This window comes from Flavobacterium zepuense, from assembly GCF_007097145.1.
Lineage (GTDB): Bacteria > Bacteroidota > Bacteroidia > Flavobacteriales > Flavobacteriaceae > Flavobacterium > Flavobacterium zepuense.
On sequence record NZ_VJVZ01000002.1, the window covers coordinates 443371 to 467085 of the forward strand.

The following is a 23715-nucleotide window of genomic DNA, read 5'->3' on the forward strand; positions in this document are numbered from 1 at the left end:
CATTTTGACTTTATTGCTTTTGAATTTGTAAATTGCGCCCTGATTTTAAAAGGCTCATAGCTTAGTTATAAATACGCTGTAATAATTATATTCTAATAAAAGACACATTTACAGCACATTAATTAATAGAAAATGATACCAAAAAAACTGAATCTCCTGTTAGTAGGACTGGTAATGGCAGGCTGTTCATCTACACAATATCTAAAAACCGATGATGGTGTTGTTGTAAACATTAACAGCAGCGGTACTAACGATGTTAAAAAAGTTCGTGTGCAGGTGTTACGTGATGAGCTTGTACATATATCGGCCACTCCCCAAAATGAATTCCCTAAAGATTCCAGCTTAATAATAGTTCCCGGAATAAAGACAACGCCGTTTACGGTTAAAGACGTTGCCGACTCGGTAATGGTATCTACCTCACGTTTAAGAGTTATGATATCCAGAAAAGACGGTGGTGTTAACTTTAAGGATAAGAACGGCAAGGTTATTTTAGCCGAAAAACAAGGCGGCGGTAAAACATTTACCCCAATAGAGGTAGAGGGCACCAATGGCTATTCGGTAAGGCAAATATTTAACTCCCCGGCAGATGAGGCTTTTCACGGTTTGGGCCAGCACCAGGCAGATGAGTTTAACTACAAAGGTAAAAGCGAAGAGCTATTTCAATACAATACTAAAGTTTCGGTACCGTTTATTGTATCAAACAAAAATTACGGAGTACTGTGGGACAGCTATTCTTTAAGCCGTTTTGGCGATAGCCGCCCTTACAAGCAGCTAAACACCCTTTTTAAACTGTATGATAAAAAAGGCAATGCTGGGTCTTTAACAGGCACGTATATCTCTAATGTTAAAGATGTTAAAAACATTGAGCGCAAAGAAGAATCTATCTTTTTTGAAGATATTAAGAGTATTAAGAACCTGCCACAAAACTTTCCTTTAAAGAATGCCAATGTAACCTACGAGGGTGAAATTGAAGCACCTGAAAGCGGCGATTATAAATTTACCCTGTACTATGCAGGTTATGTAAAAGTATTTTTAGACAACAAATTAGTAGTTGCAGAACGCTGGAGGACAGCCTGGAATCCTAACAGTTATAAATTCTCATTACCATTACAGGCCGGTAAGCGCGTGCCTTTGCGTATAGAGTGGCGTCCTGACGGCGGTACATCTTATTGTGGTTTGCGCGCACTTGCACCTCAGCCGGTTGACGAAAAAAACAACCAGGTATGGTGGAGCGAAATGAGCAAAAAACTGGATTATTACTTTGTTTATGGCGATAATGCCGACGAGGTTATTAAAGGCTACCGAACGCTAACCGGTAAATCTCAGGTTATGCCTAAATGGGCTATGGGTTACTGGCAAAGCCGCGAGCGCTACAAAACCCAGGATGAGATAGTAGGTAATTTAAAAGAATTCAGGAAACGAAAATTCCCTATAGATAATATAGTACTTGACTGGAATTACTGGGAAGAGGATGCATGGGGAAGCCATGAGTTTGATGCAAAACGTTTCCCTGACCCTAAAGGTATGGTAGATGATATTCATGCATTAAACGCTAAAATGATGATCTCGGTTTGGCCGAAATTCTATAAAACCACCGAGCATTTTAAAGAGTTTGACACCAAAGGCTGGATGTATCAGCAGGCCATTAAAGATAATGTTCGCGACTGGGTAGGCCCGGGCTATGTAGGCTCTTTTTATGACGCATATTCGGGCGGGGCACGTAAATTATTCTGGAAACAGATCTATGACAATTTATACCCGCTGGGCATTGATGCCTGGTGGATGGATGCCAGCGAGCCTAACGTACTTGATTGTACTGATATGGAATACCGTAAAGCACTGTGTGGCCCTACGGCATTAGGATCGTCTACAGAGTTTTTTAATACCTATGCGTTGATGAATGCCGAAGCTATTTATAATGGCCAGCGTAGTGTTGAACCTAACAAAAGGGTGTTCCTGTTAACCCGTTCGGGCTTTGCAGGATTACAGCGCTACAGCACGGCAACATGGAGTGGCGACATCGCTACCCGTTGGGAGGATATGAAGGCACAAATATCTGCCGGACTTAACTTTGCAGTAAGTGGTATCCCTTACTGGACAATGGATATTGGTGGCTTTTGTGTAGAAGATAGGTACGTGAGCGGACAACAGGCTTATGATAAAGATGGCAAAGAAAACAGCGATTATAAAGAGTGGAGGGAGCTAAACACGCGTTGGTTCCAGTTTGGTGCCTTTGCACCGTTATACAGGGCACACGGGCAGTTTCCTTACCGTGAGCCGTGGAACATAGCACCTGATACGCACCCTGCTTACAAATCTATCTTATATTATACTAACTTAAGATACAGGTTAATGCCTTACATATATACTATGGCCGGTATGACCTATTTTAATAATTATACTATAATGCGTCCGTTATTTATGGACTTTGCAGCTGATAGCAAAACCGAGAACATAAGCGACCAGTTTATGTTTGGCCCTGCCTTTATGGTATGCCCGGTTTATAGCTATGAGGCACGCAAGCGTAATGTGTATTTCCCTGCCGGTTCTAACTGGTTCGATTTTTACACAGGAAAATATATAAGCGGTGGCCAGCAACTAAGTGTGGATGCCCCTTACGAGCATATTCCGTTATTCATCCGCGAAGGCGCAATTATTCCTGTAGGGCCGGAAATGCAATACAGTAATGAAAAACCTGCCGACAAAATAGTGTTGTACGTTTACAAAGGCAAAGACGGCAGCTTTACACTGTATGAGGATGAAGATAATAACTACAACTACGAAACAGGTAAATATTCTAACATTGCTTTTACTTATAACAATGCCAATAACACATTAACCATTGGCGAGCGTAAAGGCGAATTTACGGGCATGATTAAAAACCGCACATTTACTATTGTAACCGTTAGCAAAGACAAACCTAAAGCATTTACTTATGATGCCGAAGGGCAAACCGTAAACTATAATGGGCAAAAACAAACAATTACACTTAAGTAATTTTAATTTAGCCCTATCGAAGTATCGGGGCTACAACTATCACTACTAAATGATTTTTGAGCCTTAAGGATAGGGCTTTGGTTCCGTTAGGAAGTTGCGTAATAAAATAAGATTTCTATAAGATCCAAACGGATAATCATAATGATTATCCGTTTGGATCTTTATTAATTACTAACGTTCGGTTTTAATCTTTTCCCTGTGCTGAATACCCCATCGGGTCATGGCACTTACAAGCTCTTCGAGTGTGTGGCTATAGGGTAATAGCTCATACTCAATAGTTACAGGATATCCCACAGCTACTTTCTTTATTATAAAACCGTTCATCTCCAGTTCTTTTAATTCACTGGATAGTACTCGTGCAGAAATACCTTTAACCTGCCTTTGCAACTCGCTAAAACGATTGTTACCCCGCGCCATTGCAATAATTATCATCAGTTTCCACTTCCCTCCAATTACGTAAAGTGCATCGCTAACCGCGGTAAGCACCTTAGTGCATTCATCGGTAAATTCTTTATTTACCTCATGCTCTGACATATCTTTCATACTACTCGCATTATATTAGTTAGTAACCTTTAAGTAACAACTAATAAATTGTAATCAAATATAACATAATTTCGAATGATATAAACATTGTGTTTATAGTAACCATTAAAAAATTAAAAATTATGACACTTGAAATTAAGAACTAAAGAAACGTTGAGAGAATTAGTAGATGCTTATGCATTATTAGGTGATGAGAAAAAGATCTCAGAACAAATGTCCTTATTTACACCCGATGCGGTATATACAGTTTACATGAATGGCATTGTAGTGGCAGACATTAAAGGTACTGATAATTTACAGAAAGAATTTAATGGGCATGCAAGCGCGGTAAAAACGTATTTTACCCTAAATGGCCAGCACAATGTAAAAATAAGTGGAGACAGTGCAACGGGCACCTCTTTCTCTACAATAAAAATGATACGGGAGCACGAGGGAAAAGACATTATTACCGATTATAGTGTGAGATATGACGACACTTATATATTTCTGAACAACAAATGGTTAATTGCACAGCGTATCGGCCATTTTATAATTGTAGAGGCAAGGCCAATTAATAATTAAGTACATTCAGGCTATTATAAAAAACCTGCAATAGGTACTTTGCAGGTTTTTAGTTATTTAAATAAGTGTTAAAAAATAAATTTCGGTTGTAGGTATTTAGGTAATTACCTAAATTTGTGCTATGGAAATATTAGATATAATCAAGTCATTATCAAACGAGACACGTTTAAATATACTTAAATGGTTAAAAGACCCTTATGCCCATTTTCCTGAAGAGGAACTTAGTGAGGATACACCACAATTAGGTGTATGTGTATCTGATATTGCTAAAAAAGCAGAGATGTCTATCCCTACCGTTTCGGATTATTTAAAAACAATGTCATCAGCTAAAATTTTGATTGCCACCCGAAGAGGCCAGTGGACCTACTACAAAAGGAATGAGCAATTGCTTCAGGATTTGGCAATGCACATAAAAGATGTACTATAAAAAAAATTTATTATATAATTTAGGTATTTACCTAATTAACTAAACAAAAATGAAAGCAGCAATATTAAAACAATTTGGTCCTGTTGAAAATTTCGAAATTGCAGAAATTCCAACCCCTAAACCCGGATTCAAGGAAGTGTTAGTGCGGGTTTATGCAACATCTGTAAATCCTTTAGACTACCAGGTACGCCGCGGAGATTATAAAAACGAATTGGAGTTGCCTGTCATCACAGGCCATGACGTATCGGGAGAGATAGTCGAACTCGGCGTAGGGGTAGAGAACTTTAAAATTGGCGACGAAGTGTATTACACCCCAGAGATCTTTAAGGGATACGGAAGTTATGCTCAGTACCATTGTGCACACGAGTCTATCATTGGCCTGAAACCAAAGAACTTTAGCCATCTGGAGGCTGCTACGCTTCCGCTGGCAGCAGGTACAGCCTATGAAATGCTGGTTACAAGGGCGAAGCTGAAGATTAACCAGTCTATCCTTATTCACGGTGGCGCGGGTGGTGTAGGTATACCTACTATCCAAATTGCAAAGGCTATGGGCGCAACGGTTTATACTACAGCACGAAAAGTGCACCATAAATTTCTTCTCGAATTAGGTGCCGATTATGTGATTGACTACGAAAATGAAAATTACATCACAGCCATTCAGCAGCTGACTGATAATAAAGGAGTTGATGTTATAATTGATACCCTTGGGGGGAATACTCTCTCGGATAGCGGCAAGATACTCAGCCAGTTGGGGCAGGTAGTTACCATTGTTGATATTGACAAACCACAAAATCTTATTGAGGCATGGGGAAAAAATGCCACCTATCATTTTGTCTTTACCCGACAGAACAGGAATAAAATGGATGAGTTAACCAAGTTGGTTGAAAACAATAAGCTGAAGCCAATTTTAAATAAGGTCTTTACCTTGGAAGAGATAGGCAAAGCGCATAGTTTATTAGAAACCAAAGCCGGCGATAAAGATTTTTATGGTAAAATTGGAATAAGGATTGACTAAATCCCGAAAATGCTTATTAGTAATCTTCGCTTAGTCACGCCTCAAAATAAAAAATGCTCCTTATCAGGAGCATTTTTTGTTGCAAAGGAGAAAGGAACTCTAGTCTAACACCTTACACCTCTTTTTATGTTTTAAAACCATTAAATAAGTGATTTACTGAATTTAGAATTTTAAAAATTTATTTCACAATTTGTAGCGGCTATCTTTTCTGCTATTGTGCCGTAATTTTCTTTCTGTGGTTTTCACCCCAGCGAATCATAGCATCAATAACTTCTTTAAGCGTCCCGGCATATTCTGTTGAAGAGTACTCTACAGTAACCGGTTTTGTATCACATACCTTTCTGTTTACAAGTTGATTCATTTCCAGCTCATGCAACTCCTTTGATAATATTCGCGGCGAAATTCCCGATGCTCTTGACAACTCGCCAAAACGCTTGGTGCCCTCATTTACTAATATCGAAAGAATCAGCAATTTCCACTTCCCATTTACTACATATAGCGTATCCTGTATTGCAGAATGTACGTTTTCGCACGCCACACCTGATGATTTATTTTTCATAGTATCCTATTTGTAACTACTTACCTTTTGGTAATTGATTACAAATATACCGTATTAACTACCCACCTTTGTACTTTAACTAAAATAAATGGAAATGGAAAAATTTAAAGACATGGTTGTAATAATTACCGGCGGAAATAGTGGCATTGGTTATGCTACCGCAAAAGAGTTTAAGTTACAGGGCGCAAAGGTATTAATAACAGGGAAAAGACAGGATGCTTTGGATAAAGCATCAATAGAGCTTGGCGTAAAAGCGAAAATTACTGATCAGGCAAATTTAAAACATATCGATGAGCTGGTAGCTGAAATACAATCCTCTTTAGGAAAGGTTGATATTTTGTTTATTAATGCAGGTGTGGCCTCTTTTGCTCCCATTGCATATACCTCAGAAGAGCAGTTTGATACGATGATTAATGTGAATTTTAAAGGAAGTTTTTTTACACTTCAAAAATTCATTCCTATTTTAAATGATGGGGCTTCTGTCATCTTTTTAACCTCGGGAAATACAGCACTTGCTATGGAAAACAGTTCGGTTTACTCTGCCACCAAATCTGCAGTCAGCCACTTGGCAAAAATCGCAGCGAAAGAACTTTCTTCACGAAAAATCAGGGTTAATACAGTTAATCCGGGTCCGACAGAAACGGAAATGCAGAGCAAGTTCGGTATGGATGAAGCCACATTAAAAGGCATGAAAAGCAAGATGATTAGCCAGGTACCTCTCGCCAAAATGGGTGCGCCAGAAGATGTGGCAAAAATGGTGGCATACTTATCAGACAATACGGTTTCCTCTTTTATTACCGGAGCGGAATTTTTTATTGACGGAGGTATGGCTTTATAATTTAAAACAAATTAAACATGAATACAAAAACTAAAACTATCACTGGCTGGGTATTAAGTGCCCTGATCTGTCTAATGCTTGGTGCATCTGCTATTGACAAAATCATAGGAAGTGAACATGCCTTAAAAATGGGTGCATCCTTCGGATTATCTTCAACAGTGTATTCCATATTAGGAATAATCGAGATTCTATCAGTTATATTGTTCCTGTATACAAGGACAGGAATCCTGGGCATGCTATTACTATCATCTTATTTAGGTGGTGCCATTGCTACTCATTTACAGCATCAGCATAATATTTTATTTCCGATGTTCTTTGAGGCTGCTATATGGATTGCGGCCGTAATACGTTTCCCAGAGCTCACGCAGAGATTATCTGTATCTAAGATATCAAAATAAGCATACCGTGTGATTATGTTTAACCGGCATTTGAGAGAATGCTGTGCTGCGGTTGGAAACACCTGCATAAAGGTTATTTGTTATACAGCTAAAGGAGAACTGAAGATTCTGGCAGCAGTGATATATAAAATGCTCCCGAATGGGAGCATTTTTTGCTTTGCAGAGGGGAAGGGATTCGAACCCTCGATACCCTTTTGGAGTATACACGCTTTCCAGGCGTGCGCCTTAGACCACTCGGCCACCCCTCTATGTTTTATTCGGCTGCAAAAATAGAATTAAAAAACGGATATTTAAAATTATTCCGATAATTCGCCGCGCAGTGCGGTTTCAAACTGGTGCTTAAAATCTGTATGCGGAATGCCCTGCCCCAGCAGGTACATCATCTTGGTAATGGCAGCCTCGGTAGTAATGTCGGCGCCACTAATAACGCCTATTTCTTTAAGCAGGGTACTGGTTTCATAATGGCCCATGTTTACACGCCCTCCTGAGCATTGGGTTACATTAACCACTTGCAGTCCGCCATTTATAGCATTTTGCAGTATGTTAATGAACCAGTCTTCGGATGGGGCATTGCCGGCACCGTAGGTTTCCAGTACAATACCTTTAAGGCCCGGGATGTTTACAATAGCCTGAAGCACCTGCACATTTAGGCCCGGAAACATTTTTACAATAGCTACATCGTCTTCAAACTTTAAGCCTACCTGTAGTTCCTGGTTATTTTCTTTTTGAAGAAGATATTCTTTGTTGATCTTAAGGTGTACGCCGCTTTCTGCCAGGGCAGGATAGTTGGGCGATGTAAAGGCATTAAAATGTTCGGCGCTGATTTTTGTGGTGCGGTTACCTCGGTACAGCTTGTATTCAAAATACAGGCATACTTCGCGTACTACAGGCTGGCCTTCGTGGCGCAATGAGGCTATCTGTATGGCCGTTATAAGGTTTTCTTTAGCATCGGTACGTAAATCGCCTATAGGTAGCTGAGAGCCCGTAAAAACCACCGGCTTGTTTAAGTTTTGCAGCATAAAGCTTAACGCCGATGCCGAATATGACATGGTATCGCTGCCGTGCAGTATTACAAAACCATCATAATTATTGTAGTTTTCCTGAATTAACAAGGCAATCTTAACCCATTTGCCAGGCTCCATGTTAGAGGAATCTATGGGGCTGTCAAAAGATACCGTTTGTATATCGCAGTCCAGCTGCTTAAGCTCGGGTATGTTTTGCAGGAGTTTTTTAAAGTTGAATACCTTTAGCGCACCGGTCTCAAAATTCTTAACCATGCCTATGGTACCACCGGTATATATAAGCAGGATATTGGGCTTAGGCATCCTGGTACTTCATTTTATTAACTACCGGGTTAGCATACATGGCAAGGAAACCATCGCGCAATATCTTATTTTCAATATCTATACGCATTTCAAGGCGCCTTTCAAACACCTGTTTTTCCTTTTCGGTATACTTATCGGCAAAACGGGTAGTATTGTGTACAAGATCGTATGCAATGTAATTGGTAGGCCAAAGCTTGTAGGTAGAGAGTATAGAATCGTCTATAACCTGTGCCAATGCCTGTATTTGCTTGTTTACGTTCTCGTTAGTGGCCGTAATAGCATCAAGCTCGGTGTCCAGTACATCTCCTACGTGTATGTGTATCCTTTTCTTTTGACCCATAATGCCGCTAAGCAGGGTATTAAAGTCTTCATTCTTTTCTTTTACATACACTTCGGCTTTAGCCTGGGCTAAAAGCTGTGGCATTTTAAGTGCATCGGTAGGATCATATTCATACGAAATGGAAACCGGTACGATCTTAACCTTTTTAAAGAAATCCATAAGGTTTTGCTCGTCTGATGCCATGGCAAGCATTTTTAAAACGCCCTGCTGTGTACTATCATTTCCATCTTTAGTACGGCCTTCGCGCTGGGCTATCCAAACCGAGCGGTTCTCTCGCGTAAGCAATTGGCAAATGTATTCGCTCATTAACTTAGAGCTTTGCAGCAGTTCGCGTGGCGAAAGCCCGCGCTGTACAACAAAGTTGCGGTTAAGCCTTGAGAGTACGTGCAAAAATGTTTTTTGCACCAGGTTATCGCCAATGGCCGAAGCCGTCATGATAAGGCCATGATCTAACAAACAAACATTAAGCAACGAGGTATCTAAGATAATATCCCTATGGTTGGATATGTAAAGGTAAGGAGCGTGCTTATCCAGCTTTTCAAAGCCGGAGGTTGTTAAGCCTTCAGAGCTTTTTTCGAGTACTTTTTGTACTGCGTTGTATATAAAATTAGCCTGGAAATCGCGTTTAGAATGAGTTTTGGTGAGCTGTTCTGCCCAAACCTCTTCTTTAACGTCGGGAAAAGTAAAGCTCATGAGCGCTTTCATCATAGGGTGGTGTACTACACTACGTAGGGCCTCATTTACTTCGCTGTCATAAAAAGGCCTGATATGATCAAATTTCGACATGTACTTAATTAAGGTTTAAACTATCTGCAAATGAACAAAAATTTATTGAATTTAACCGAAATTCTTTGTTAAATCCCGTATATATCTTTAGAATTTTGAGTGGTTATCTGCGCAATTTCTTCTATCGTAACCCCATAAATTTCGGCAAGCTTTTGAGCAACAAGGGGTATGTAGCTGCTCTCGTTGCGCCTGCCCCTGTGCGGCACGGGGGCCAGGTAAGGCGCATCGGTTTCTAACACAATGTATTGCGGGGGTATGTCTTTTAAAAACTCGTCTATCTTACCATTTTTAAACGTGGCCACCCCGCCTATCCCCAACTTCATATTGTAAGAAATGGCTTTTTGTGCCTGTTCAAAATCGCCGGTAAAGCAATGAAATATCCCGAACAAATCAGCCCCTTTTTCCTCTTCTAAAACATCAAACGTTTCATTAAAGGCATCGCGGCAATGTATGTTTATGGGCAGCTTATAGTTTTTTGCAAGCTGTACCTGGTGTTTAAAGGCGTGTTGCTGTTGGGTAAGCCGGGTTTTATCCCAGTAGAGGTCTACCCCTATTTCGCCCACGGCATAAAATTTATGGTTGGCCAGCTGCGCTTCTACATGCGCCAGCTCTTCTAAATAATTTTCTTTTACATAGGTGGGGTGCAGCCCCATCATTAAAAAAACATTATCGGGGTACTGCTTTTCCATTGCATACATCTGCTGCGTGTAGGTAGAATCTATAGACGGCACAAAAAGCCTGCTAACACCGGCATCAAAGGCGCGCTGCATCATGGCATCCCGGTCGGCCGCAAACTCTTCGCTGTATAAATGCGTATGTGTATCGGTAAGTATCATGTTGTATTTCTAAACGGTAAAATTACAAACTTGGCGTGGCTTTTGCCCTGTATATCTAAATTTAAATTATTTTTGAATCACCAGAAACCAGTTCTAAAAAATGGATACCCTTCAAAGCACCTTAAAAAACAAAGGCTACAAACGCATAAAGTTTAAAATTAGCAAAACACAACACCTGCTGCTAAAAGGCAAAATAAATGGCATAGACGGCCACTTTATATTAGATACCGGAGCCTCTAACAGCTGCGTGGGCTTTGAAGGCATTAACCATTTTACCCTCCTGGCAGCCGACTCTGATACCCGTGCCGCAGGTGCAGGCGGTATAGGTATGGTAACGCAAACATCGGTCAAAAACAATTTAAAGCTGGGCCGCTGGAGCACTAAAAAGTTGGCACTGGTTATTTTTGATATGTCGCACGTTAACCAGGCATTGCAACAATATAAAGCCAAACCTGTACACGGTATAATTGGGGCCGATATTCTTATAAAAGGCAAGGCAATAATAGATTACAATAACTTTTGTTTGTATTTGAAGTAGTGCACGTTCATTAAATGCAATAACAATTATTCTTTAGCCAAATTAAATGATTTTATTATTCAGAAAATACGCAACCTAAAAGCTTATAGAGCATCTGATATTAAAACCACTTAAATTATTAGCTATGAAAAAATTGTTACTATTATTATTATTCAGTGTTTCTGCATTTGCCCAACCTAATATTGGCGAGCCTATAACTGTTGTTGTTTGCGATCAGGACGAATACACCATGAATGGTGCTACATTCGTTGATCTTACTGTAAACAACACTATTGTATTGAACGGGCTTAGCCCAGATGAATATAGCGTGTCATATTATGAAACAGAACAATATGCCGTTAACGGTACTAACGCGATAGAAAATCCTCAAGCAGCCTACGTAAGTAATGGCCAAAGTATTTTTATTAAAGTTGCACAAATAGGTCAGCCTGCCAATTTCGCTATTGCGTATTTTTCTATTGTAATTAACATTATTCCGATTATTAATAATCCAACGGCACTTGTACGTTGCAATGAGGCGTTACCAAACGATTTTATGACATCTTTTGACCTTACTACAAAAGACAACGAAATAACCGGAGATTGCATAGGCTGTAGTGTTGAGTATTTTTGGAGTGAAAATAACTCTCTTATTGACAATCCTACTAATTTTACTAACTACACCAATCCGCAAGTGCTAAATGTAAAAGTGACGTCTGTAAATGGATGTGAAGCTTATACCACATTAACTATTAAAGTACTGCCACTACCACTTTATATGGGAATGCCTGACTTATATTCCTGCAATGGAATTTTTGACCTTACCCAGAATAACAATCTTTATGACAGTTCATTTATTATTACCCATTATGCTACTTTAGAAGACGCATTAAACAATGTTAATCCATTTCCCAACCCTACTACCTACAGCAGCCAAAATGGAATTGTTTTTGTAAGAGTAGCCATACCAGCACCTAACCCTAACGAACCTGTTTGCTCTCAAATATACGAACAACAATTGGTAGTAAATAATTTAGAAGTTGAAGGTATCGCATCTGTTGGCAATGATATAGTTATAACACTCAATTCATCCGAAACATATCTATACACAATAAGCTCGGCACCGACATCGGCCGAATTAATCAGCCAGAATTCCAATATTTTTACGGATATGCCTTTTGGCTCATACACTTTTGTGATACAGAATAGTTGTGGAAATATTGTAACTATAACTTTTGACCACATTTTAACAGCCCCTCTTGGAGAAACAACACAAACTTTTACCGAAGGCGAAACCCTTGCCAACCTGGAAGTGGAGGGCGAAAACATACAATGGTATGCTACCGAAACCGGAGATAATCTATTAAACATTGAGACTTTACTTGTAGATGGTGCCATTTACTATGCATCTCAAACTATAGATGGTGTAGAGAGCACACAAAGGCTTGGCGTTACCGTTACAAAGGTTTTAGGCTTAGATAATGACACTATACCGGGATTAAGCTATTTCCCTAACCCGGTAAAAAACACATTTACAGTAACAAATAGCAACACTATAGATGACATAAGTGTTTACAATACTTTAGGCCAGCTGGTGCTTACAACGGCTATCAACAGCACTGAGGGAACAATAGATTTTTCGGCTTTTAACAATGGCATCTATTTTATAAAAGTTACAGCCGGTAAAAACCAGCAAACTATTAAGGTTGTAAAGCAATAGTAAAAGATATTACATTTCTATAGCTCCGCAAATTGCGGAGCTTTTTTATTCCCAGAGAAGAGATTTAAGTTAATCATCACGTTAGTAGGTAGTTTTTATTACTTTTGAAAAAAATTACTACCATGAAAAAACTCTACGCTTTTTATTTATTACTTTTTAGCATTACCATGTATGCACAGCCTAACATTGGCATGCCCCAAGATCTATATGCCTGCGACGAAAATGAAAATGGGTTTGCCACGTTTGACCTGAGCTGGAACGATGAATCTGCTTTAGGAACATTAAACCCGGAAGATTACACGGTTGCTTACTTTCAAACCAATGCAGATGCCCAGGCAAACGCTAACCCGATACCTGTTTTTTACAGTAATACCATTGCTTACAACCAAACGGTTTATGTAAGGGTGAGCGAAAATGAAAATTCTGATAATTTTGCAGTGGCAGACTTTGATTTAATCGTAACAAGTACATTTGAAGTTGAAAACATAGTGTCTGTTGGCTATGATTTTACAGTAACGCTTAGTGCGCCAGGGCTGTATCAATACACCGTGGTTGCTGCTCCAGCCGGGGCACCTATAGTGTTACCCTTTGCACAGGAGTCTAACATCTTTACAGATATGCCTTTTGGCCAATATTCTCTAATGATAGAGAACGGCTGCGTAAATGCTGTAACCATAACTTTTGACCATATGTTAACGGCTCCTGTAGGCGAGTCCATACAAACATTGATAGAGGGCCAAACCCTTGCCGACGTGGAAGTGGAAGGCGAAAACATACAATGGTATGCTACTGAAACAGGTGATAATCCGCTTGCAATGACAACACTGCTGGTAAATGAAACAACATATTATGCAGCACAATCTATAGACGGGACGGAAAGCACGCAACGTTTAGCTGTTACGGTTCACCTGGTAACATTAGGCGTAAATAATAACCAATTTGCCGCGCTTAGATACTACCCTAACCCGGTAGTAAACAACCTTAGCATTAGCAATACTGTTGCTATTGATGCTATAGAGGTTTACAACACATTAGGCCAGCAGGTGCTTACAACAAAGCCTAATGCAACAGGAGCTACAATAAATTTCAGCTCGTTTAATAGCGGTATTTATTTTGTGAAAATACAAAGTGGCAATGCCCAAAAAACTATTAGGGTAATTAAGCAGTAAACTGTTTACACACAAATCACATAAGGCTCTGCAATGCAGGGCTTTTTTTCTGCCTGATAACCGCTATTGATTATCATACGATAATTTATCTTTTTTTGAAAAACATATCATTTTGACGTTTTACCAAAAGACAAATAGTTAAAAAACGAATATCATCTGTAAGAAATTAGCCAAAATTATACTTTTTATTAAAATATTTTCATTTAATTAACTGAAAAACAAGCACATACTCAATGTAAATATATTGTAAACTTAATAGCAATTAATTTTACCAGTTTATAAAATTTAAATATCATTGCAGCACTAACAAAAACACTTATAACAATCAATTACCCATGAAAAAATTATTCCTTTTTACATGCCTTTCAGCTTTAGCTTTAACGTTTAATTCTTGTTCTGATGATGATAACAAATCTAACGAAACTGACGGCACCTCAGGTACAGTAACTTTTAAAGTAAATGGTGTTGCTAAAACATACAACACTATTACTGTTAATCCGGAATCTGAAGTATCTGATGGCGAAACGTTTGAGTGGATCACTATTACAGCTTCACCCGAAGGCTCGGCTTCAGAATTTGTAACTTTCGAGCTTGAAAAAGAAGCAGTTGGTGCTGATGCTTCAAACTATTTTGAGTACGTTGAGAACAACGTAACTTACTACTGGGATAATGAGTTTAACGTTAACACGTTAACCAACAATAATGATAAAGTTAAAGGCACATTCTCCGGAACAGTATCAATTTACGATGCCAACGCCCAGGAAACTGTAACTAAAACAATCAGCGAAGGTACTTTTGATATCAACAGATAATCATTACTGATAATTTCAGAGGCCCTGTTTATTAATTTAAACAGGGCTTTTTTATTTATATTAGCACCCTTAAACCCAATTTTGTATTGATGAAAAAGATATTACTACTTACCTGCCTTTGTATTTTTACACTAAATTTTAGTTCGTGCTCTAATGATGATGACGCTGCAAAACAAGGCGGCAGCATAAGTTTTACTATTAATGGTGAACAACATGTTTTTAATGATGTAACAATACACCCATCGCAAAGTTATGAGCGCGAAAATGAGGGTTACAGGTCTGCGTTTGCTGGAGAAAGTGAAGGCAACACATCCATACGCATTACCTTCCCTGTTACAGATGCTGCTGTAAACGGCAACGGCTTAATAGAATATATGGCCGATAACCAAATTTTTTTTGATAACAACCAGGTAACCCTTACCTATACCCAAAATAGTAACCATAAACTTAAAGGTACTTTTAGCGGCACCTTTACAAACGGTTATTTTGAAGATTCTCCGGATTACCAGGAGCGGACAATTACAAACGGTACTTTTGATATTACGTATTAAAACAAAAAACGCCCACTAAATAGTGGGCGTTTTGTATATATAAAACTTAGTAACTTACTATAGTTCTAATGCTTTTTTAGGATTGTTATCCATAAGCAGTTCTGTTGGGTTTTCTAAGCCTTCTTTAACCGCTACAAGGAAACCAACCGACTCACGCCCATCGATGATCCTGTGGTCGTAAGAAAGGGCAACGTACATCATAGGGTGTATCTCTACTTTACCGTTAACGGCAATAGGGCGCTCTATAATGTTGTGCATACCAAGGATACCGCTTTGCGGAGGATTAATGATAGGGGTAGAAAGCATACTGCCAAACACACCACCATTGGTAATGGTAAACGTACCCCCTGTCATATCATCTACAGTGATCTGTCCGTCGCGGGCACGTAGTGCAAGGCGTTTAATTTCTGCCTCAATACCACGGAAAGAAAGCGTCTCGGCATTTCTTACCACCGGTACCATAAGGCCTTTAGGGCCCGATACGGCAATAGAGATATCAACAAAATCGTAAGCCACTTTATAGTCGCCATCCATCATAGAGTTAACATCCGGGAACAACTGTAACGCCCTTACAACCGCTTTAGTAAAGAACGACATATAACCTAAGCCTAAACCGCCATGCTTGGCTTTAAAGGCATCTTTATACTCGTTTCTAAGCGTGTTAATAGGTGTCATGTTTACCTCGTTAAACGTGGTAAGCATAGCTGTTTCATTCTTGGCAGCCACAAGGCGCTCTGCCACTTTACGGCGAAGCATAGATAGTTTTGTACGCTCGCTGCCACGGTTACCGTTTGTGGGGGTACCCATAGAAACTTGCTGGTTAGCATTAACCGCATCGTCTTTAGTTATCCTTCCGCCTTTACCTGTACCGCTTACGGTTGCAGGGTCAACGCTTTTTTCGTCTAATATTTTTTTAGCAGCCGGAGAAGGAGTACCCGCAGCATAGCTTTTCTCTGCAGCAGGTGCAGCAGGCTTAGCTTCTTCATTTTTAGGCTCTTCTTTAGGTGCTTCCGGTTTTTTCTCTTCGGCTTTAGGCGCTTCTTCTTTCTTTTCTTCTTTTGCAGGGGCAGCATCGCCACCACCCGGCTTTTCAGCATCGGTATCAATAAGGCATACTACCTGCCCTACGGCAACAGCATCGCCTTCTTCTGCCTTTAGAGTAATAATACCTGCTGCTTCGGCAGGAAGCTCCAGGGTTGCTTTATCCGAATCTACTTCGGCAATTGCCTGGTCTTTCTCTACATAATCACCATCTTTAACCAGCCATGTTGCTATTTCAACTTCTGTAATCGATTCCCCCGGCGAAGGAACTTTCATTTCTAAAATCATATTGGTATAATTTTATATTGTGTTGCTATATTATTGAAAACTCAAAAATACAATTAATTAAATAAATTCTTATCAAAAACCATTGCTATAGCAGCGGCATGGCGTTTTTTAGATCGGGTATAACTACCCGCAGCCGGTGCGCTGTATGCTTTAAGCGATGCCACACGAAGTTTTACCTCGGTAAAGTTCATTAGCATATAGCTGTAAGCACCCATGTTGCGTGGCTCTTCCTGTGCCCATACATAATCATCGGCATTAGGGTATTTGGCTATAATTTCTTTAAGCTGCTCTACCGGTAGTGGGAACAGTTGCTCTATCCTTACAAAGGCTACATCATCGCGTTTAAGGTTTTCCCTTTCGGCAATAAGGTCGTAATAGAATTTACCGGTACAGAAAACAAGCGTTTTAACCTTGTCTGCCTGTACAGCAGTATCATCCAGCACTTCCTGGAACGAGCCGTTTGCAAACTCATCTGCCGTAGATACCACAAGCGGGTGGCGCAGTAAACTCTTAGGAGTAAACACGATAAGCGGCTTGCGGAACGTGGTTTTCATTTGCCTCCTTAACAGGTGGAAAAAGTTAGCCGGTGTAGTACAATCGGCCACATACATGTTGTGGTTGGCACAAAGTTGCAGGTAACGCTCCATACGGGCGCTGCTGTGCTCTGCACCCTGGCCTTCATAACCGTGTGGCAATAGCATAACCAAGCCGTTCTGGTTGTTCCATTTATCTTCGGCAGCACTAATGTACTGATCCAGCATTATCTGGGCACCGTTAGAGAAATCTCCAAACTGGGCCTCCCATATGGTAAGCGCTTTAGGGTTGGCAAGGGCATAACCATAATCAAAACCTACCACAGCATACTCTGACAGTAGTGAATTGAAGATGTTGAATTTACCTTTTGCATCTTTAATGTTGTTAAGGGCTACATATTCTTCTTCAGAATCTTCTACCTTAACTACAGCGTGGCGGTGCGAAAAGGTACCCCTCTCTACATCCTGGCCCGATATACGCACATCATACCCTTCGGTAAGCAGCGACCCGTAAGCTAAAAGCTCGGCCATGGCCCAGTCCAGCTTATCGGTTTCAAAATACATATTCTTCCTGTCGTTAACCAGCTTTTGTATCTTGCTTATAAATTTCTTATCGGCAGGAAGCTCTGTTATAACCTTTGCAATATCAGTAAGTATATCTTTAGAGAAAGCAGTGTTTACTTTTTGAAGCATCACATCGGCACCTGCCTGCTCATAACCTTCCCACTCATTTTGCATAAATGGGGTAATCACGGTAAGGTCTTTTTTACGGGAAGCCTCAAGGTTCTCCTCCATAACGGCCTTGTATTCTTTCTCCAGCTTGCCTACATAATCTTTATCTATAACACCGGCACCTAAGAGCACATCGGCATACAGGTCGCGCGGGTTTTTATGCTTGGCAATTAATTTATAAAGGTTAGGCTGGGTAAAACGTGGCTCATCGCCCTCGTTGTGCCCGTATTTACGGTAGCCTAAAAGGTCTATAAATACATCAGTACCAAACTCCATCCTGTATTCTAAAGCAAAAAGCATGGCATGTACCACAGCCTCGGCATCATCTGCATTTACATGCAGTACCGGAGACAAGGTTACCTTTGCCACATCGGTACAATACGTACTTGAGCGGGCATCAAGGTAATTGGTTGTAAAACCTACCTGGTTGTTAACCACTACGTGAATGGTACCACCTGTTTTATAACCGTCCAGCTTAGCCATCTGAACAATTTCGTATACAATACCCTGGCCTGCAACGGCAGCATCGCCATGCAGTGCTATAGGCAGTACTTTGCTAAAATCATCCGGGAAATATTTATCCTGTTTTGCACGGGCAATACCCTCTATAACCGCACCAACAGTTTCTAAGTGCGATGGGTTTGGCGCAAGGTTAAGGTTTATTTGCTTGCCCTCTTTAGTTACCTTATCGGCTGTAAGCCCAAGGTGGTATTTTACGTCGCCATCAAAAAGGGCGTCATCATCATAATCTTTACCGTCGAACTCGCTAAAAATATCTGAAGTTGACTTACCAAATACGTTAGCAAGCACGTTAAGGCGGCCCCTGTGTGCCATACCCATAACAAACTGCTCTACACCTTTAGAGGCTGCTGCTTCTATAAGCGCATCGAGCGCCGGTATAAGCGATTCGCCACCCTCTAACGAGAAACGTTTTTGGCCTACATATTTGGTATGAAGAAAGTTCTCAAAAGAAACTGCATCATTAAGTTTACCAAGGATATTTTTCTTTTGGTCGGCATTAAAATCAGGCTGGTTTTGGTTAACCGATAGCCTGTTTTGTATCCACTGCCTTGTTTTAGGATCGCGGATGTACATGTACTCTATGCCTATGTGGCCGCAGTACACCTTTTGCAGGTGCTCTACAATCTGGGCAAGGGTAGCATTTTCCAGGCCTACTTCTTTACCTGCATCAAAAACAGTGTTAAGGTCGGCATCGCTAAGGCCAAAGTTAGTCAGGTCCAGCGTGGGGCTAAACGTCCTGCGCTCCCTAACGGGGTTGGTCTTGGTAAAAAGGTGGCCGCGGGTGCGGTACCCCTCTATAAGGCTGATAACCTTAAATTCTTTTTGAAGTTTTTCGGGTACGCCCGAATAATCAGAAACCGGGGCAGAGGCAGTAGCCTTGGCGGTTTGTGGTTGCTGTTGCAGTGCAGAAGTTACTTCTGTTGCGCCGGTTCCGTAATCTGAAGCGGCAAAATCAAAACCCTGAAAGAACGCGCGCCAGCTTGGCTCTACGCTATCCGGATTTTCAATATATTGTTCGTATAAATCTGCAAAAAAAGCAGTATGTGCTGCGTTTAAAAAGGAAAACCTGTCCATACGTGTGTGTTTGTGACCGTGTTTTTAAAAAATTCAATGCAAAAGTACAATAATTGTAAACATCTTTCAACGATTTTTATATATTTATGCTTAGTAAATATACACAGCAGCCACTATGAAATCATACTTTGTATTTTCCTTAACAAAATTGCTCACAACAGCAGCCTTTGCGCTGGCCGTTAGCACTGTTAGCGCACAGGAAACCGACTTTTGGAGCCATGTGCGTTTTGGCGGTTCGCTGGGTGCGGGTTTTGGCAGCGGTTATACCGATGTTAGCCTTGCACCGGGCGCTATTTACCAGTTTAACGAGTATGTGGCTTTAGGCGCCGGTTTACAGGGTACCTATGTGCACCAAAAGAGCTATTATGATGCTTATTTATACGGCGGATCTGTAATAGGGCTTTTTAACCCGATACCGGAGGTGCAGCTATCGGTTGAAGTGGAGCAACTGCGCGTTAACCTTGATGTGGATGAGCGCTACGCCGAGTATTATGGCGACCTGAATTTTAAGGACCGTAATTTTTGGAATACTGCCCTGTTTGTGGGTGCAGGCTATGCCATGGATAATGTAACCATTGGCGTGCGCTATAATGTGCTTTTTAACGACCGCGACCTGGTGTACAGTGATGCCCTTATGCCTTTTGTACGGGTTTATTTTTGAGGAAGAATGGAACGCGGATTGCACGGATGCTGCGCAGGCGCGGGTTTGCACGGGTTTCTTTACGCCCCGTCATTGCGAGCGGAGTGCAACGGAGCGCGGCAATCTCACAGGTAGCTTAATAACGTTTTTCCATACCATTCTAAATTAGTTACGAATGAGATTGCCACGCTCCGTTGCACTCCGCTCGCAATGACGAACCGGATAAATTTCTTTTGGTAAGATAACATAAAAATTATCGTTTAATAAATCACAAAAGAAATTTTACAAATTTGCTTGCGAAACTTTGTAATTTGTTTTTTTAAATAACTTTTACAAAAAAGTGCGAAAGAAATTTCAGTTTTTATTGAAGAAAAAATTCCTGAAAAATCCCACTTTAAATTTAATTATGAAAAATAACCATCTCAAAGTCCAAAAGTGAAATATTAAGGCATTTGTAAGTTTAACGCTACTTATTATAGCGAAAAATCATGCTTTTTTAGGCAATCCAAAATCCAAAAGTGAAATATTAAGCCCTTTTTGGGATAAATTTTCCCATTTTAAGCAAAATTGAAAATCTAAACTGCAATCGAAAATCAATACTTATTCCTGAACCATACTTTTTGCCATTCCCTTTTTAAGATCAGGAACGAAACCTGCTCGGCAAGGTCGGCTATATCGCTGCCGTTTAAGGCTTTAATGTCTTTTTCGGGCACATCTATAATGTATAGCAGGTTAAGGTATTCGGCAAATTTATGCTGGATAAGGCTGTATATCTTATCCTGAAGCGTTAGTTTTAAGTTGATTGGCGAAATTTCTTCATCCATATCAACCGATTCGTTGGCCAACGTAAGGTCTTTATTTAGCTGCGCAACTAACTGAATATAAAGCTTTTCCTTTTGTGCTTCACTAAGCAGGAGGTCGGTATTGGGCGGTGGTGTAAATATCATACTTTTCTGAGCATCAGGTTCTCGCCAAATTTGCGGAGTAACTGTTTCTTATCGGATTCAATATCCATGCCATCTAATGTGGCGAAAGCTTTTAAAGTGTATTGTTCTATAGCACTGGTAGTTAGCTCATCGGCCCCCGTAGCGATAAAGATGTCTTTAACCGCTGCTATCTTAGTTGTATTGTCCTCAGGCTGAGTGGCAAACCATTGTAGTAAGTCGTTTTTATGTTGGTTATGCTCCAGTGCTTTTAGGTATAAATAGGTCTTTTTATTCTCTATAATATCGCCACCTACCTGTTTCCCAAAGGTTTCCGGGTTGCCAAAGGCATCCAGGTAGTCGTCCTGTAGCTGGAACGCTATCCCTAAATTAAGCCCAAAGTTGTAGATGCGCTCGCAGTTTTCCTTAGATGTACCGGCTACAATGGCCCCCATTTTCATAGCAGCACCTACTAAAACCGCTGTTTTGTACTCTATCATTTTAAGGTATTCCGGCAACGAAACATCGCTACGGGTCTCAAAATCAACATCCCACTGTTGGCCTTCACAAACTTCGAGCGCCGTTTTGCTGAATAATTTTGCCAGCTCTTTAAAGGTAGCAGGCTCATATTGTTCAAAATACTGGTAGGCCAATATGAGCATTGCATCGCCGGAAAGTATCCCCGTATTGATGTTCCACTTTTCATGAACCGTCTGATTACCACGCCTTAACGGGGCATCATCCATAATATCATCATGAACCAAAGAGAAATTATGAAAGATCTCTACCGCAACGGCGGCAGGCAAGGCAGCACGGCAATCGGCATTAAAGATCTCTGCAGCCATAAGGGTAAGCACCGGGCGCATCCTTTTACCGCCAAGCGATAAAATGTAATTTACTGGATCATAAAGGTTTGCGGGTTCTTTATTTATAGTTGCATTTGCAAAATAGTCTGTAATAACTTGCTGGTAGTGCCCAATGGGTTGCATGAAGTATTTTTTTGCTAAATTAAGTCATTCCAACTTCTTATCAAAAACTGCGCTGCTATTCTTAACACCAAACAGGGGTTTAAATAACTAACAGCCATAATTATTATACAAACGCCATTGGTATAATACCACAGTATTTTAGGCTGTTAACGAATACAAACTACCAATTTTGTATTGTTAAACATTTAAAATTTAATAAAAACTTTGGAAACTATTTAGGTTTTTAAAGTTTCCTTATTTACCTTTGCGCCTCAATTTGAGAACTATAATGAAAGAGACCATATTAATAAAAGCTACTGAAATGTTCCTATCGCTTGGTTTTAAAAGTGTGACAATGGATGATATTGCTGCCGAACTGGGCATCTCTAAAAAAACCATTTACCAGCACTTTGAAAACAAGAATGATTTGGTTGAAGCCACTGCTAATCATCTTTTTGAAACCATCTCTACAGGTATTGATGCCATTTGCCAGATAGACCAAAGCCCTATACAGGAGTTTTTTGTAGTTAGGCAGTATTTGCAGGGAGTATTAAAGAACGATACTGCATCGCCCGATCATCAATTGCAAAAATTTTACCCTAAAATTCATGCCTGCCTCCGTATCAAACAATTTGAAAAACTGCATGGCTGCATGTTAAACAATTTAGAGCGCGGTGTAAAGGAAGGGCTTTACAGAGCCGGCCTTAATATTGAGTTTGCAGCACGAATTTACTTTACCGGCCTTACCGGAATTAAGGATGACGAAATTTTCCCTAAAACCATGTATAACATGGAAACCCTTACAATTCAATACCTTGAATATCATTTACGAGGCATCGTTTCCGAAAGAGGACTGGCAGAGCTTACGAAAACCATTGCGGAAAATAATTTTAAAAAAAATTAAAATATTGATTTGCGTTTCGAAAAAAGCAATAATTTTGCATTTGACAATTATGTCAAACATTAATGTTAAACAAATATGTCAGCGAAAGCCACAGATACAGATACCGAGCAATTAATTAAAGACACCGCTAAGAAAGTGTTCTTTAGCGAAGGCCGCTTTAATGCTACCACCCAGGAAATTGCAGATGCCGCAGGAGTAAACCGCACACTGATAAACTATTACTTCCGCTCGCGGAACAACCTCTTTGATATTGTTTTTCAGGACGCACAGGTACAGGAGCATGACATGATGGAGAAAATTATTTTTTCTAACCTGTCATTCAAAGAGAAGCTGAGTCAGCACCTTGATGTGTTTTTTGAACAGACCAAAAAATACCCTTACCTGGAAATTTATATGGTTACCCAAATGAACCAGGGTAACTGCTATAAAGACAAGGAGCACATGAACATGCTACTGGATAAGTTTTACCTGGAAGTAGCTGTAGAAATGGAAAAAGGCAATATAGAGCGTATGAGGCCGGAGCAGTTTGTACTCAACTTTGTGTCGCTAATGTCGTTCCCGGTTTCTATGAGGCCATTGTTGCAGGAAACCATGGGCTTTACTAAAGAAGGCTACGACAAGCTTTTAGAAGAGCGTAAAGACGTGATTATGAATACCCTTTTTATAAAATAAATACATACATCAATTCAATTAACA

General features: G+C 40.2%; 23 protein-coding genes and 1 tRNA gene. 14 read left to right on the plus strand and 10 right to left on the minus strand.

Annotation, left to right across the window (positions count from 1 at the left end; genetic code table 11):
- The first annotated feature begins 132 nt into the window (after window positions 1–132).
- A complete protein-coding gene (locus FMM05_RS04785; protein WP_143372194.1) occupies window positions 133–2997 on the plus strand; it encodes a TIM-barrel domain-containing protein in 2865 nt (954 codons plus the stop codon).
- Between the two features lie 171 nt (window positions 2998–3168).
- On the opposite strand, the gene FMM05_RS04790 is transcribed toward FMM05_RS04785, so the two are convergent.
- Entirely contained in the window at window positions 3169–3540 is a 372-nt protein-coding gene (locus FMM05_RS04790) for a winged helix-turn-helix transcriptional regulator (protein WP_143372195.1), read from the minus strand.
- A 129-nt stretch (window positions 3541–3669) separates the two neighbouring features.
- Between FMM05_RS04790 and FMM05_RS04795 the strand changes: the two genes are divergently transcribed.
- The 3 genes from FMM05_RS04795 to FMM05_RS04805 all read left to right on the plus strand — a co-directional run bounded on the left by FMM05_RS04795 (window position 3670) and on the right by FMM05_RS04805 (window position 5543).
- Window positions 3670–4101 carry a nuclear transport factor 2 family protein gene (locus FMM05_RS04795; RefSeq protein WP_143372196.1) on the plus strand — a complete coding sequence of 144 codons (432 nt, stop codon included), beginning with the start codon at window positions 3670–3672 and terminating at the stop codon, window positions 4099–4101.
- Between the two features lie 121 nt (window positions 4102–4222).
- Window positions 4223–4528 carry an ArsR/SmtB family transcription factor gene (locus FMM05_RS04800; RefSeq protein ID WP_143372197.1) on the plus strand — a complete coding sequence of 102 codons (306 nt, stop codon included), beginning with the start codon at window positions 4223–4225 and terminating at the stop codon, window positions 4526–4528.
- A gap of 49 nt (window positions 4529–4577) precedes the next feature.
- Window positions 4578–5543 (plus strand): zinc-dependent alcohol dehydrogenase family protein, encoded by a 966-nt coding sequence (locus FMM05_RS04805; RefSeq protein WP_143372198.1) that lies wholly within the window; start codon window positions 4578–4580, stop codon window positions 5541–5543.
- 211 nt (window positions 5544–5754) lie between these two features.
- On the opposite strand, the gene FMM05_RS04810 is transcribed toward FMM05_RS04805, so the two are convergent.
- Window positions 5755–6102: a winged helix-turn-helix transcriptional regulator gene (locus tag FMM05_RS04810; RefSeq protein WP_143372199.1), complete on the minus strand. Its 348-nt coding sequence runs from the start codon at window positions 6100–6102 to the stop codon at window positions 5755–5757.
- A gap of 94 nt (window positions 6103–6196) precedes the next feature.
- Here FMM05_RS04810 and FMM05_RS04815 point away from each other — a divergent pair, with 94 nt between their 5' ends.
- Entirely contained in the window at window positions 6197–6940 is a 744-nt protein-coding gene (locus FMM05_RS04815) for an SDR family oxidoreductase (RefSeq protein ID WP_143372200.1), read from the plus strand.
- A gap of 17 nt (window positions 6941–6957) precedes the next feature.
- Window positions 6958–7338, plus strand: coding sequence for a DoxX family protein (locus tag FMM05_RS04820; protein ID WP_143372201.1), 381 nt, complete (start codon window positions 6958–6960; stop codon window positions 7336–7338).
- 160 nt (window positions 7339–7498) lie between these two features.
- Here the strand turns inward: FMM05_RS04820 and FMM05_RS04825 are convergent.
- The 4 genes from FMM05_RS04825 to FMM05_RS04840 form a co-directional block, all read right to left on the minus strand.
- Window positions 7499–7586, minus strand: a tRNA-Ser gene (locus tag FMM05_RS04825).
- A 48-nt stretch (window positions 7587–7634) separates the two neighbouring features.
- The gene (locus FMM05_RS04830; RefSeq protein WP_143372202.1) at window positions 7635–8663 is read right to left on the minus strand and encodes an asparaginase; all 1029 of its coding nucleotides are present in this window, start codon (window positions 8661–8663) and stop codon (window positions 7635–7637) included.
- Entirely contained in the window at window positions 8656–9789 is a 1134-nt protein-coding gene (locus tag FMM05_RS04835; protein ID WP_143372203.1) for a 1-acyl-sn-glycerol-3-phosphate acyltransferase, read from the minus strand. The genes FMM05_RS04830 and FMM05_RS04835 overlap by 8 nt, the downstream gene beginning before the upstream one ends.
- 68 nt (window positions 9790–9857) lie before the next feature.
- Window positions 9858–10625 carry a TatD family hydrolase gene (locus tag FMM05_RS04840; protein WP_143372204.1) on the minus strand — a complete coding sequence of 256 codons (768 nt, stop codon included), beginning with the start codon at window positions 10623–10625 and terminating at the stop codon, window positions 9858–9860.
- 100 nt (window positions 10626–10725) lie between these two features.
- Here FMM05_RS04840 and FMM05_RS04845 point away from each other — a divergent pair, with 100 nt between their 5' ends.
- From FMM05_RS04845 to FMM05_RS04865, 5 genes are all read left to right on the plus strand, one after another.
- Window positions 10726–11163: a retropepsin-like aspartic protease gene (locus FMM05_RS04845; RefSeq protein ID WP_143372205.1), complete on the plus strand. Its 438-nt coding sequence runs from the start codon at window positions 10726–10728 to the stop codon at window positions 11161–11163.
- A gap of 124 nt (window positions 11164–11287) precedes the next feature.
- A complete protein-coding gene (locus FMM05_RS04850) occupies window positions 11288–12862 on the plus strand; it encodes a T9SS type A sorting domain-containing protein (protein ID WP_143372206.1) in 1575 nt (524 codons plus the stop codon).
- Window positions 12863–12984: 122 nt separating this feature from the next.
- Window positions 12985–14031: a T9SS type A sorting domain-containing protein gene (locus tag FMM05_RS04855; protein WP_143372207.1), complete on the plus strand. Its 1047-nt coding sequence runs from the start codon at window positions 12985–12987 to the stop codon at window positions 14029–14031.
- 335 nt (window positions 14032–14366) lie between these two features.
- Window positions 14367–14843 (plus strand): hypothetical protein, encoded by a 477-nt coding sequence (locus tag FMM05_RS04860; RefSeq protein ID WP_143372208.1) that lies wholly within the window; start codon window positions 14367–14369, stop codon window positions 14841–14843.
- A gap of 89 nt (window positions 14844–14932) precedes the next feature.
- Complete coding sequence (locus FMM05_RS04865; protein WP_143372209.1) at window positions 14933–15394, plus strand: hypothetical protein; 462 nt, start codon at window positions 14933–14935, stop codon at window positions 15392–15394.
- A 57-nt stretch (window positions 15395–15451) separates the two neighbouring features.
- Here the strand turns inward: FMM05_RS04865 and odhB are convergent, their stop codons facing one another.
- Window positions 15452–16723: a 2-oxoglutarate dehydrogenase complex dihydrolipoyllysine-residue succinyltransferase gene (gene odhB, locus FMM05_RS04870; protein ID WP_143372210.1), complete on the minus strand. Its 1272-nt coding sequence runs from the start codon at window positions 16721–16723 to the stop codon at window positions 15452–15454.
- A 53-nt stretch (window positions 16724–16776) separates the two neighbouring features.
- Window positions 16777–19584 (minus strand): 2-oxoglutarate dehydrogenase E1 component, encoded by a 2808-nt coding sequence (locus tag FMM05_RS04875; RefSeq protein ID WP_143372211.1) that lies wholly within the window; start codon window positions 19582–19584, stop codon window positions 16777–16779.
- 115 nt (window positions 19585–19699) lie between these two features.
- On the opposite strand from FMM05_RS04875, the gene FMM05_RS04880 reads away from it, so the two are divergent.
- Window positions 19700–20245 (plus strand): hypothetical protein, encoded by a 546-nt coding sequence (locus FMM05_RS04880; RefSeq protein WP_143372212.1) that lies wholly within the window; start codon window positions 19700–19702, stop codon window positions 20243–20245.
- A gap of 572 nt (window positions 20246–20817) precedes the next feature.
- Here the strand turns inward: FMM05_RS04880 and FMM05_RS04885 are convergent.
- Window positions 20818–21171 (minus strand): hypothetical protein, encoded by a 354-nt coding sequence (locus tag FMM05_RS04885; protein ID WP_143372213.1) that lies wholly within the window; start codon window positions 21169–21171, stop codon window positions 20818–20820.
- On the minus strand, window positions 21168–22136 hold the full coding sequence (locus FMM05_RS04890; protein ID WP_143372214.1) for a polyprenyl synthetase family protein: 969 nt from the start codon (window positions 22134–22136) through the stop codon (window positions 21168–21170). The genes FMM05_RS04885 and FMM05_RS04890 overlap by 4 nt, the downstream gene beginning before the upstream one ends.
- A gap of 268 nt (window positions 22137–22404) precedes the next feature.
- Between FMM05_RS04890 and FMM05_RS04895 the strand changes: the two genes are divergently transcribed.
- Both FMM05_RS04895 and FMM05_RS04900 read left to right on the plus strand, forming a co-directional pair.
- Window positions 22405–23019: a TetR/AcrR family transcriptional regulator gene (locus tag FMM05_RS04895; RefSeq protein ID WP_143372215.1), complete on the plus strand. Its 615-nt coding sequence runs from the start codon at window positions 22405–22407 to the stop codon at window positions 23017–23019.
- A 75-nt stretch (window positions 23020–23094) separates the two neighbouring features.
- The gene (locus FMM05_RS04900) at window positions 23095–23691 is read left to right on the plus strand and encodes a TetR/AcrR family transcriptional regulator (RefSeq protein WP_143372216.1); all 597 of its coding nucleotides are present in this window, start codon (window positions 23095–23097) and stop codon (window positions 23689–23691) included.
- The last annotated feature ends 24 nt before the right edge of the window (window positions 23692–23715 follow it).